We start from the raw sequence: 13,323 nt of genomic DNA on the forward strand, positions 1-13,323 counted from the left end.
GTTATCTCAAAGGTAACACATAAGCCGATTATGAAACTGACTTCAACAGCTTAGCACCAAAGATTGTGACCTGTGAGCACGTGTATGAAATTTTAATCTTCTTGGCTGTTCCCTTTTAATATATCCAATAACCATGCATTTATTACGATAAGTGCTCTCTCTTGTTTCGCCTGAAATAATGATTTAATAACTAAAAGTCCTATTTAGGGACTATAAACTATAATTTATTTACGTATGAAAACAACTATTATAACTTCAGTATTTGCAGTGTTAGTTTCAACAATGAACCTAAGTGCTAAAAATGTAATAACTTACAGCAATGTAGAGAATAATGAATCCGGGGTAAAGAAAGAATATGTTACTATAAACAAAGAAACTTCGAAACCCGAAAGCAAAGGATGCTACCTCTATGACAGAAAAGGCAACATAACTGAAAAAACCATAAGTGTATGGAACGACGGAAAAGGATGGGTAAACACTGCTAAATATGAGTATCAATACACAAGTGCAAACAAAATATCAGGTCTGACTTACACTGAATGGAATAAAGAAACGAGCAACTGGGCAGACAAATCATCTTTCATTGCCCACATATATGATGAAAATGATGAACTTCTCTCTATAGAACAAATCAATATACAAAACATGGCGAATAACGATAATAACTTCATTACCCAAAAATAAGTTAGGATTAAAACAACAACAAAATAAGGCTGCCTGAGAAGGTGGCCTTATTTATTTCATTTATTTCCCGGACAGAAAAAATGTTGAATTGTATCAAAAATGGACACTTATGTAAAAAATATTTACAGTACAAAACACACGCATTTGCGTAAAGCGTTGAATATAAGAAAATAAATTCTTTTGGCACAGAATTGGCATATTATATTGTAAATAAGAGATACAAATTATAACTATAAAAACATACAATTATGAAAACAACTATTTTAACTTCACTATTCGCAGTATTAGTTTCAATAATGAATCTTAGTGCTAAAGACGTAATAACTTACAGCAATGTGGAAAATAATGGATCCGGGGTAAAGAAAGAATATGTTACGCTTGATGACAAGACTTCCATCCCTTTAAGAAAAACCTCCTATTTCTACGACGAAAAAGGTAGACTTCTTGATAGAACAATACAAAAATGGAATGATAAAGGCGGATGGGTAAATCTTGCTAAATTTGAATATAGATATAACAAAGCGGGCAGAGCCAGTATGATAACTTTCACACAATGGAATAACAAGAAAAAAGACTGGGTTAATAAATCAGATATTTACACATACATATATAACGATAGCAATGAGTTCCTATCAATAAAACGAGAAATAGTAGATAACAAAATCAAAAACGAACTACTTACTCAGAAATAAGGTTGTTCGAAAATAAAAAGATAAGGTTGCCCATATGGAGCAACCTTATTTTCATTTAAATATATACTGGTTATAGTAAATTACCGATTTTAAATCCAAGAAACACAGTACGAGGCAAACTTGGTCCGTAAATATAAGAAGGGTCCCGGTCAATACCTTTATCAAAATCCTTTTGATAAGAATTGAATATATTCTTCATGCCGGCAAACCATTCAACTGTCACACCACCTGTTATCTTCATATCGTAATGAAACTTAAGACCGGCATCGAAAAATGTTTTTGATTTGCGCAGTTCCCCGGCATCGCGGGCATCTCCCTCCGGCAAACCAACTCCAAAATAGGGAACCAGCATCCTGCCTGTATAATTACCTGTTGCAGACACGCCGAAGTTGCGGGCAAACTCCCAGTCCACAGTAAAGAAACCATATGTATCCGGAGTCCTGAAAAAGTTCTTTTCTCCAAAAGTCTCCTCAGCTGTCTTATATTTACTTGATTGAATCGTAAATCCGGCACTCGCACTCAGCTTATCTGACGGCATTACTTTCAATTCCAGATTCAAACCTTGTACCGACGCCCCGTCTTTTGAATTGATACGGGTATAGATCACTGTACCATTCTCATCCGGCTCACCTATTTCATTCCTGAAAGGATTATGCAATTTATTGTAAAAGCCTTCTATCAGGATATTGGTATTGACGCTTCCCAGTTTCTTATTGAAATCAAAAGACAAAGTCAAACTGGAACTGTTTTCCTGTTTCAAGTCCGGATCATTCTTATTTATAACCTGACGCGAACCCGATGTCTCTATATGAAGATCCTCATCGAATATTTGCGGAGCACGGTAGCCTCTCGAAAAACCAAGGCGCGTTTGCAGATAATCTGTAAGATCATACATCACACTTGCCCTGGGTACAAGGACAGTTCCCGATTTGTCGCTATCAGTCTGTTTATCGTTGATAGAATAATGCTCTACACGTGCGCCGGCAAGAAATTTTGCCTTTCCCACCTTTATCTCATATTGAGCAAAAGCACCGGTGGTAGTAAGCGACTGGTCGGATACGATACGATTGGGAACATGCGTTGTTTCTATTTCACCATCATCATTCACCTTATATTCAGGATACCCCAGCTTCTTGTCTGTCAGATGTGATCCGGTATGTTCAACACCCCCTATAATAGTCGAAATATCATTTATCGAAGCCTTATATTGAGCGCCTATATTAAATGTTTTATCTTTTGTGTTGCCATAGTCGCTTAACGACTGGTTAGCCCCGTAATATGAGTCTCTGTCCAGATACTGTCCCGAAGCAAATACGGTAAGCAGGTCGCTTTCACGCAGATATTGTTCATAAGTCAATGCTCCTGTCACCATATCATGTTTTACCGATTCCGAGATATCCCGTTCATGGTCCGGATAGTCCTGCTTATTACCCCCTTTGCGTTGTTCTCGGATATTAAAGAAGTCGAGGCTTATTTTGCTCCTGTATCCGGGACGGTGAAATATACGGGTACCGATAACGGTATTCTTCATTGGTGCTATTTCTGAAAAACTATCATCATTAGCATCAAACATTTTACGGTCACGCATATTGCCGAATACCGAAATTCCGGTCTTATGGTCTTCTGTAACCAGAGTAGCGTTCATGGTTGCATTATAATCGGCTGCCGGGCCATTGGAACCACTTAACCCCGTACCTATCAATGAAGTATTAAATCCGGCTTCGAATGAATTCGTTTTCGGGTCTTTCAGTATCAGATTGATTGTTCCGGCAATGGCATTCGACCCGTAAAGTACCGAACCTCCGCCACGTACAACTTCTATCCGTTCCAGCATATTAGCCGGAATCAGTTCCAAACCATAAACTCCGGCAAGCCCGCTAAATATAGGGCGGCTATTTATCAGTATCTGAGAATAAGGGCCTTCCATACCATTCATACGTATTTGAGAAAAGCCACAATTCTGACAGTCGTTTTCATAACGTAAGCCGGTACAGTAATTCAAACCTTCTCCTAATACGACTGACTGGGTTGTTTCCAGCATTTTGGTACTGATGGTATTTACTATCACAGGGGCTTCGGCCCTTTTTTGAGAAGTACGGCCTGCAGTGACAACAACTTCGTTAAGATTCAGGGCATCTTCTTCTATTTCAAAGTTCACTTCTAACGATTTCCCACGCTTTAGTTCTATTTCTTTTTCCTGTGGCTTGAAGCCGATGCCTTCAGCAACAACAATAAACGTTCCTTCGGGCAAGTTCTTTAGTGCATAATGTCCGCTTGCATCTGTAGCAACTCCTATGGTTGTATTTTTAAGGATAATATTGATATACGAAATATGTTGTCCCGTCTTACTATTAACCACATGTCCGAAAATATTGGCGTCGGTACGCACCAGATTAGCCTGCATTACTCCTGCAGACAGTATTAGTATAAATAATACTATTATATGTTTTTTCATCTTTTATTTTTAATTAATCAGTATCTGTAAAAGTAAAGTCTGGTTCCGGATGCCGGATTATAAGAAAGGTGGAGGACGCAGCAGAAAACATCCTCGTTGATACTGAAAATGGAGTACGACACCCGAATTTGTAAGAAGTATGACCGGTTTAACAAAAGGAATACTTAAATCAATAATAGATGCGGATAAGTCTATTATTTCAAATGCCGATAAATGTTGTATTAATTGTAATTCTGTTTTTGTATGAGTATGCGCCGGTTTTCCATCACACCCTTTTTTATAGGGATGCGAATGGAGGATCATCGTATCATCAATCTTATGGATATGATGAAAGAAATTGATAGACCCCAGATATAAAACGGTTACAATCAATAAACCAAACTTACTGACTGTTAACGAATAACTGTTACGCATTAATTTGCGGTGTAATGATAAATAGCTTTTTAGTTGAGGTGCAAAGCTAAAGAAATCGGACTTTCCGGACAATCACCATTATTAGGTATATAAAAAAGCATCAATACCTAGATATAGGTATTATATATGCAAGATAGAAAAATATTATAACTAAAAAATCCGCAACATTTGTTACGGATTCAACTATATTGTTAGAACATCGGACCACCGGGTCCCCTGCCTCCTCCACCGGGACCAAATCGTCGTCCACCTCCGGGACCTTCCATATCACTGCTCTTAGCCCCGCCTTTAAAGGATTGGAAACGAATAGTAAGCCCAACCATGAAATAACTGCTGATTGTATTATAAGTACTATAAGTTATATTGTTGGCATTCGAACTACGGGAGATGTTGCTCTGATCCTGAAGTATATCATATATCTTAAAGCGTAGAGTAGCCGGAAGGTTGACTGTCCCTGACTCTTTCTTTATTTTTATATTAAATTCTTTAGCCAGAGAAGCATTCCATATCCATGAATTTTCCTGATAACCTCCGGTATATCCCGAATTGGATGAATAGTTCAAATCGCTTTCAAGGACAAAATTGTATGGCAGATACCAGGAAAAATCACCACCACCGCCATAGTTGTAAATCTCCTGATTATTAAGCGATTCATTCTCAGTGGATGCTAAGGAGTTTCTGGTATTCTCATAAGCAATATTACCCCTGATATTAAACTGGAATTTATCAGAGTTGAACTTTAATCCAAGGCCTTCACTGATGCTATATGTATTAGCTGTATTCTTCTGAGGGTCACCTCCGTTACGGTCCGAAATAAATGTATTATCACGGTTATAGTTACCGAATGTACGTGTATTGATAGAAAAACGCTTGTTTCTCAATGGTGTATTATACATGACCATAAGCCGTCCTGTCATATTGCCATCGATATTCTCATATGTGGTATTCCGGCTATTACCTTCCCCGATACGTGTAATGCTGGCAATGGCATTCATTGTGTACCTGATATCGGCAAAGCTCATTATGGACGATGCTTTTTCCTGTATATACTTCTGATAACGTATATTCAACCGGTGTTCAAAGCTCGGTTTCAAATTAGGATTACCCCGGGTGGTATCGGTCGCACTCTGAGAAAGAATACCATCAAACAACTGGTCGGTAGAAGCCTGCCCTGTTTGTCCGTTATACCTGATCCGGAGGTTATGGCGTCTATCCCAAAGGTAATTAAATTCCAGCCTTGGGGCAAAGTTCACAAAATTCCGGGCCCTGTCTTTATTTTCTTTCTCACCCGGCTCCACTACCGAAGTCTGTGAACGGGATGGTTCCAATCCTACACCTACTGTATAATTATACTTTTGTCTGTGAGCCTGAAAGTTTAATGATATATTCTGATTCAGAAAGTCATTCTTTGTATTGCGTGTATAGTCTTCTGCTATAACTGTATATTTCCCCGAAGCATCTTTTTCGTAAGTCTTCTTGTCTGTCTCGGAATGAGTATTCCTTATGTTATAGGCCAGTTCAAGGAAATTATTCCGTCCCACAGGTTCCAGGTATGACATACGGGCACGCCAATTGTTACTATTATTTTTTTGATTGTATACCTGATCCTGTATCCTGGACCTGGTTGGATCATTAGAATAATCGGTTTTCGAATATGTTATACCATCGGTATCTCCGTCCGATAACCCTCCTGATAGTTCTACGGTAACAGAGCGTCCTTTACTGTTCAACTTTCTGTTTATTAACAGATTTCCATCCAGCCGGAGCGTATGGCCATCCGATGATGATTCAGAACTAGTGGAAAAGTTATCTATTTCATTAGAAGCGCTCGTACGCTCCGACTTACTCATAGAAAACTGATTTGATTTGGAATAAGAAATATTGGGGCGGAATATAATATTAGTAAGGCTGTCGGGTGTCCATTCGAATTTGAAGCGGGTATTCATATTTTTATTAACGCTATTCCGCGAAGACACTCCATTTTCAATCATATCACTACCCGTATACGTTGTATTACTGGTTGTTTCCACTGTATTATCCGTACCCCGGTATTGAGCATCACCATCATACTTAAATTTCTTGGAAGGCTCCATAGCAACATTGACCCCACCCATTGTAGTCTCAGTGAGTCCTCTGTTGTTTCCCCAGCCACGTCCGCCGCCACCGCCACCGCCGGCATTGTTATTATTATTGAAATTGCCCAACGCCGAAAGACGGTTGCCCCCCCTGGCTACATTGACAAATCCGTTTGCTTCATAGCGGTCTTTGTTTCCGTATCCTCCCGATACACTACCCATAACTCCTTCTTTCATTCCTTGTTTTACTACCAGATTTATCACAGTTTGTTCTTCTCCGTCATCAAAACCTGTAATCTGAGCCATATCCGATTTTTGATCCAATACTTGCAACTTCTCTACCATCTTGGCCGGTAAATTCTCTGATGCGGTCTTAGGATCTTCACTGAAAAATTCTTTTCCATCTACAAGGATTTTGGTTATATCTTTTCCGTTTATGGTTATTTTGCCATCCGAGTCGATTTCTGCTCCGGGTATTTTCTTTATAAGGTCTCCCAATACTGCACTTTCCTGCACCTTATATGCTGCTGCATTATATTCTGCCGTATCCCCTTTTATAATTATTTCAGGAGCTTTAGCTTCTACTGTGGCTTCACTCAGCAAAATGCCATCCTCTTTCAGATATACATTTCCTATTGCAGTTTTTGTTTTTGTACTCACCTGAAAATATTGCTCAAGATACCCTAAGAACGAAACATGAACCAGATAGTTCCCCGGTTTTACAGCAACACTGAATTTTCCTGTTGCATTCGTAGCGGCACCTGTCACATAAGCACTATCTTTAGCGTTCAGAACACGGATGCTCGCCAATTCAATTTCCTCTTTGGTACCGTCATCAAATACGGTCCCTGTTATATTTACCGTCTGAGATTGTGCATTTAACTGAAAAAGCATGCACAAAAATAGAAGCAGGGGAATATTCCTTTTCATTATTTCCTTATATCTAATTTTTATTTACCTGACAAGTCTGACTTGATTAATTAGAAAAGGTTTAATTTCAATTCGCTTTTTTAATAAAAAAGTAGGGAATATTATAATTTTTGTATTATTCCTTTTTAAATTCTTTTACAAAAGATAAAAAAAGCCTGCGACGTTCCTTTCTAAAAAAGCGTTATATTTGTGTTTTATATCATTACAAAAATTAAAGAGATAAAGAGTATTCGTCTCACTTCACCATATGGCTAAAAAGACAGTCCAGAAAAAGAAAGCCCCAAGTAAAGGCTCTCGATTTTTAGAGTTTATAAAAAAAGAACGTACCAGGTTCCTGTTAGGCGTGTGCCTTGCATTTATCGGAGCATATATATTACTGGGGCAGGTGTCATTCTTCGTCACCGGAGCTGCAGACCAGAGCAAGGTTGTAAACAGATATTTCTTCGACCTTATATCCCATAAACAGCAGATTGCTAACTGGACGGGTGTTGCGGGTGCTTTTGTTGCGGAGAAATTTATAAACCAGTGGTTCGGCATTTTTTCATTACTTATCCCTGTCTATTTTATACTGATGGGACTTAAACTGATGCGGGTAATAAACATCTCCGCCATCCGTACATTCCTGCTTCTGGCTTTCGCAATGATCTGGGGTTCTATAACAAGCGCCTTTACCTTATCACGTATTTTCCCCGACAGTCATATTATATGGGGCGGCGCACACGGGCAATACATTGAACAAACCCTGGAAGCCGCACTGGGAATACCCGGAGTATTGATGATCATCGTCTTACTCCTGATTATATTTCTTATTATCACGAAAAAAGCGTCCATGGAGTTCTTCCGCGGATTGTTTAGAAATCCATTGAAAAATAATTCGGCACAGGATATAGATCCCGAACTTGAGAATTTCTATGACGAAGAAATAGAGGAAGAAGAACCCGCCAAAGAAAAGAAAAGCTGGTTTAGCTTCTTTAAAAGGAAAAAAGAAGACAAGGCTATAGAAGAAGAGGCTAATAAAGATATCCTTGAAGAAGATACAGAAATACTTCCGATAGAAAATACAAAGCCGAAAAAGACTTCGACAACTGTAAAAGTAGATCAGGACTTTGAAATTGTTGTACCAAAGGATGAAGAGTTTATTCAACCTGTTAGAAATGCGGATTCGCAACCTCCAAAACCAGCTGAACCTATTTTACCGGCCCTCGATGGAGAAACCGACATATTACCTGAAGGTGAAGAAATGGAGGATTATGACCCGACAAAAGACCTGTCTAACTTTCATTTCCCGTCCACGGAACTACTAAAAGTATACGACACCACTGGTAAAGGGGTAGATATGGATGAGCAAAATGCCAATAAGAGTAAAATTATAACTACTCTGCAAAATTATGGCATAGAGATCACTTCTATCAAAGCAACTGTAGGTCCTACAATCACATTATATGAGATAGTGCCGAAAGCCGGAGTGCGAATTTCGAAAATCCGTAATCTGGAAGATGATATAGCCCTGAGTTTATCAGCACTAGGTATCCGTATCATAGCTCCAATGCCGGGTAAAGGCACAATCGGGATAGAAGTACCAAACAAAGACGCGCAAATCGTATCCATGCAGTCGGTGATTGCCTCCCGCAGATTTCAGGAATGCACTTACGACCTGCCTGTTGCTCTGGGAAAGACCATCACAAACGAAATATTCATGTTCGACCTCTGCAAAATGCCACACTTACTGGTTGCGGGAGCTACAGGACAAGGAAAATCGGTAGGACTGAATGCGATTATCACATCCCTGCTGTACAAAAAGCATCCGGCCGAAATGAAGATGGTACTCGTAGACCCTAAAATGGTGGAATTCAACATCTATTCTACAATAGAAAAACATTATCTGGCAAAGTTGCCCGATGCGGAAAAGGCCATTATCACGGATGTAACCAAAGTAACCCAGACTCTCAACTCACTAACAAAGGAGATGGACGACCGTTACGAATTGCTGATGAATGCCGGAGTGCGTAACATAAAAGAGTATAACGAAAAATTCCGTAAGCGCCGTTTGAACCCGTTGAAAGGCCACCGCTTCCTGCCATATCTTGTTATCATCATAGACGAGTTTGGAGACCTGATAATGACCGCCGGAAAAGAAATAGAAATGCCTATCGCCCGTATTGCACAGAAAGCACGTGCAGTAGGTATGCATATGGTCATTGCCACTCAACGACCGACTACAAACATCATCACAGGTACAATAAAGGCTAACTTCCCTGCACGTATGGCATTCCGTGTAACATCGCAGATAGACTCACGTACTATTCTGGATATGTCGGGTGCAAACCAACTGATAGGACGGGGAGACTTACTATTCTCACAGGGGAGTGATCTGGTCCGCATCCAATGTGCCTTTGTAGACACTCCTGAGGTAGAAGGAATAGCTCAGTATATTGGTAATCAACAGGGATATTCACACGCTTTCGAATTACCTGAGTATGTTGGTGAAGGCGGGGATGACAAAATCGGAAATATAGACCTTAACGACCGCGACCCGTTGTTCGACGAGGCCGCACGGCTGATAGTCGTACACCAACAGGGGTCAACCTCACTTATTCAACGGAAATTCTCTATCGGATACAACCGTGCCGGACGCCTTATGGACCAGCTTGAAGCTGCAGGTATTGTAGGCCCTACACAAGGCAGTAAGGCCCGTGATGTACTGATTGCTGATGAATATAGTCTGGAGCAGAAATTAAATGCATTTAATTAGAGGATAATGCTAGTCAGTAGTTGAGATTAAATGTTCCTTTTTGTATAGCTACTATCCCTATTTATTATTTGATACCTTATCTCATTACTGCCGCGCCCTCCCGGGCTTGGCTTTCATTTTGCCTTGATGCAAAACGAAACAAAAAATCAAGGCTGCATCCCTCCGGCGACCCAAAACCGTAGCTGCGGTGGAGCAAAATAATACGGAGTCATCTTTAGCCTAATTATCATCTTAGCATAACAGCTACCCTATTTTGCTCTCCACCTCCGCTTTACGGATTGGGTACCCCGCCTGTGGGACGAGGCCAGAATCGCGATGCGACGACAGGACAAAGGTTCTTCAGGCGTTAGCCCCACGTGCGTCAGCCCTCGCGCATTAGTGACGCAGGCGGGGTACCCACACGGTGAAGCTGGCGTAGAAAGGGACGGGGCGATAGCCCGTTCGTCACTTTCAGCCGGCAAAACGGTTGTGGGTCGCCGAGGAACGAAGCGCTAGCTTTTTGCTTACTTTTGGGCAATGCCAAAAGTAAGGACAAGCCCGGGAGGGCGCGGCAGTAATGAGATAAGGTTGCAAGTTGTAAACAGGGATAGGTGTTATGTGTAAAAAAACGAACATAAGATCTCAACTACCGATTCGCATTAATAGTTATGCAAAACATCACTTACATAAAGACAAAAAATATGGTCGAAAATAAGAACAACATTATTTAACTTAATTTATTCCATTATTTTCTTTACCGATTATCTATACTGAAAGCTATATCATTAACTATTTAAATATTTCAGTATCATGGCAAAGTATAATCAGGAATTGGCGGAAAGAATTACTTCATTGATGGCGGAAGAACTGTGCAGTGTGTCCGATATCTGTAAAGCGACAGGAATCAGCAGAAATACCTTCTACAAATGGAAACGTGAAAATCCCGACTTCGATAAAGATGTTGAAGATGCAATGAGTTATCGTAACGAAGTATTGCTATCTATGGCATATTCGTCTATCAAGCAACGGCTCGAACGCCATACCCTTGTTGAAGAAAAAGACACATATACCCCTAACGAAGCCGACCCCGAGGAAATGGTGTTTAAATCGAAAACCGTGCACAAAAAAGAATACCTGCCCGACCTGAGGACTATAAAAATGATTCTCGACAGAGCCGATAAAAGTATAAAAGATAAGGTTTGCAAACGGGAATCTGCAATAAAGGATGTTGAAATAGTAGAACCACAAGTCGCTGCACACAACGCCTCCATAGCTGCCGACAAGCCCTTGCCCGAAGAAACAGATAATATGCAAGAGCCGCAACCATTCATTACTTCGGAAAATAGTCTGTCTCAAAAGAAGAAAAACAGTGTGGAAAATATGAAGAAGAATATGAAAATATTGAGTGGTGGCAAATCGCAAAGAAATGCACAGTACAGGAAACAATTTTTGAAAACAGCTTCTTAGAAATTTATGTAAAAGTGTAACTTTTGTAACTTTTTATATGAGATGTAAGTGAAACATTCTTAGAGCCTGTTTAAATTTTACCAAAACATTTTAATTACAGTTCCTAATTTGCTTTCACCATTTTTTAAACTTTTCTGTTTATTAATTGTCTATATTTGTATACTAAACAAAACAAGAAATGAAAATCAAATTATTCGCATTATTCATCCTTATCACATTCACAATAGGATTATTTGCGCAAAATGCCCGAGAGATATTAGACAAGGCATCGGAAACATATAATAAGGCGGGTGCAGTTACAGCGAGTTTCACACTGGATTCGAAAGATACAAAAGCCCGGTCGGTTCACAGCTACGATGGTAAAGCCTTTATGAAGGGTAATAAATTCAAGATAGAAATTCCTGATGCCATCACGTGGTTTGATGGAACAACCCAATGGGTATATATAAAAGATACCGAGGAGGTAAACATAAGCAATCCTACAGGTGAAGAGTTACAGGCAATCAGCCCTTCGGTGTTATTCAATATATATAAGAAAGGATTCAACCTGTCATATAAAGGAGAAAAAAGGATAAACGGCAAATCATTATATGAAGTAGAGCTAATACCTCAGAAAAAGGGTGGAGATTTTACTAAAATAGCCGTATTGATAGATAAAGCAAGCAATATCTTCTCAAAGATCACAGTAACCGATAAAGCAGGGATAGAAAACATACTCACGATTAAGAGTTATCAGGCCGGGAGCAACCTGACCGACGATGTATTTCATTTCAATAAAAAGGACTTTCCCAGGGCCGAGGTAGTTGATCTACGATAGATAGATTCTGTTTATCATACTATAAAAAATATGAAATAGATAAGCTTTGGATCAATAAATATTTTCTATATATTTGCACTAAATATAAACAAAACATATAAATCTCACAACATGAACGAAAAAGTACGTTGCCTGATCATCGGTTCAGGTCCTGCAGGGTATACTGCTGCTATTTATGCATCAAGAGCAAACCTATCACCTGTACTTTACGAAGGAATACAACCCGGAGGACAGTTGACAACAACTACCGAGGTTGAGAATTTTCCCGGTTATCCGGAAGGCATCACAGGCCCCGAACTGATGGAAGATTTGAAAAAGCAGGCTACACGTTTTGGCGCTGACATACGTTTTGGTATTGCCACATCTGTAGATTTCACCAGTTATCCCCGTAAAGTAACTATCGATGGAGAGAAAGTGATAGAAACCGATACTGTAATTATCGCTACCGGAGCCAGTGCTAAATATCTCGGATTACCTGATGAAACAAAATATGCAGGAATGGGAGTTTCAGCGTGCGCAACATGCGACGGATTCTTCTACCGCAAAAAAGTGGTAGCCGTAGTAGGTGGTGGCGACACAGCTTGCGAAGAAGCTATATATCTGGCCGGACTGGCGGAAAAAGTTTATCTGGTTGTACGCAAACCTTATCTCCGCGCATCGAAAGTAATGCAGGACAGGGCAATGCAGAATCCTAAGATAGAGATTCTGTTTGAGTGTAATGCAGTAGGACTATTCGGTGAGAACGGCGTTGAAGGAGCCCATATCGTGAAACATCAGGGAGAAGCTAACGAAGAAAAATTCGATATCAAGATCGACGGATTCTTCCTTGCCATTGGTCACAAACCCAATACAGACATATTTAAAGACCAACTTAACCTCGACTCAGTAGGCTATATCCTCACGGAACCCGGTACACCAAAAACATGCATAGAAGGAGTATTTGCAGCGGGTGATGTTGCCGATCCTCACTATCGTCAGGCTATTACTGCCGCAGGCACAGGATGTCAGGCAGCGATAGAAGCTGAAAGATATCTGAGCGAAAAAGGATTATAATATAT

9 protein-coding genes are annotated in these 13,323 nt (G+C 40.0%); 6 read left to right on the forward strand and 3 right to left on the reverse strand.

The genetic code is table 11. The features are described from left to right. The first annotated feature begins 234 nt into the window (after positions 1-234). Both IR083_RS17145 and IR083_RS17150 read left to right on the forward strand, forming a co-directional pair. A complete protein-coding gene (locus IR083_RS17145; RefSeq protein WP_006800217.1) occupies positions 235-684 on the forward strand; it encodes a DUF3836 domain-containing protein in 450 nt (149 codons plus the stop codon). A 248-nt stretch (positions 685-932) separates the two neighbouring features. After that, positions 933-1,376: a DUF3836 domain-containing protein gene (locus tag IR083_RS17150; protein WP_194225234.1), complete on the forward strand. Its 444-nt coding sequence runs from the start codon at positions 933-935 to the stop codon at positions 1,374-1,376. Positions 1,377-1,446: 70 nt separating this feature from the next. Here IR083_RS17150 and IR083_RS17155 read toward each other — a convergent pair whose 3' ends face one another. From IR083_RS17155 to IR083_RS17165, 3 genes are all read right to left on the reverse strand, one after another. Then, positions 1,447-3,831: a TonB-dependent receptor gene (locus IR083_RS17155; protein WP_194225235.1), complete on the reverse strand. Its 2,385-nt coding sequence runs from the start codon at positions 3,829-3,831 to the stop codon at positions 1,447-1,449. 57 nt (positions 3,832-3,888) lie between these two features. Further along, entirely contained in the window at positions 3,889-4,245 is a 357-nt protein-coding gene (locus tag IR083_RS17160; protein WP_194225236.1) for a hypothetical protein, read from the reverse strand. 191 nt (positions 4,246-4,436) lie between these two features. Next, the gene (locus IR083_RS17165) at positions 4,437-7,250 is read right to left on the reverse strand and encodes a TonB-dependent receptor (RefSeq protein ID WP_194225237.1); all 2,814 of its coding nucleotides are present in this window, start codon (positions 7,248-7,250) and stop codon (positions 4,437-4,439) included. A 247-nt stretch (positions 7,251-7,497) separates the two neighbouring features. Between IR083_RS17165 and IR083_RS17170 the strand changes: the two genes are divergently transcribed. From IR083_RS17170 to trxB, 4 genes are all read left to right on the forward strand, one after another. Continuing rightward, positions 7,498-10,002 (forward strand): FtsK/SpoIIIE family DNA translocase, encoded by a 2,505-nt coding sequence (locus IR083_RS17170; protein ID WP_194225238.1) that lies wholly within the window; start codon positions 7,498-7,500, stop codon positions 10,000-10,002. A 789-nt stretch (positions 10,003-10,791) separates the two neighbouring features. After that, positions 10,792-11,448 (forward strand): transposase, encoded by a 657-nt coding sequence (locus IR083_RS17175; protein WP_006800223.1) that lies wholly within the window; start codon positions 10,792-10,794, stop codon positions 11,446-11,448. Positions 11,449-11,626: 178 nt separating this feature from the next. After that, positions 11,627-12,265, forward strand: a complete 639-nt coding sequence (locus tag IR083_RS17180) for a LolA family protein (RefSeq protein ID WP_194225239.1) — start codon at positions 11,627-11,629, stop codon at positions 12,263-12,265. 111 nt (positions 12,266-12,376) lie between these two features. Continuing rightward, positions 12,377-13,318: a thioredoxin-disulfide reductase gene (trxB, locus tag IR083_RS17185; RefSeq protein WP_194225240.1), complete on the forward strand. Its 942-nt coding sequence runs from the start codon at positions 12,377-12,379 to the stop codon at positions 13,316-13,318. The last annotated feature ends 5 nt before the right edge of the window (positions 13,319-13,323 follow it).

Origin of the sequence: Dysgonomonas sp. GY75 (assembly GCF_015234155.1) — a bacterium.
GTDB lineage: Bacteria > Bacteroidota > Bacteroidia > Bacteroidales > Dysgonomonadaceae > Dysgonomonas > Dysgonomonas gadei.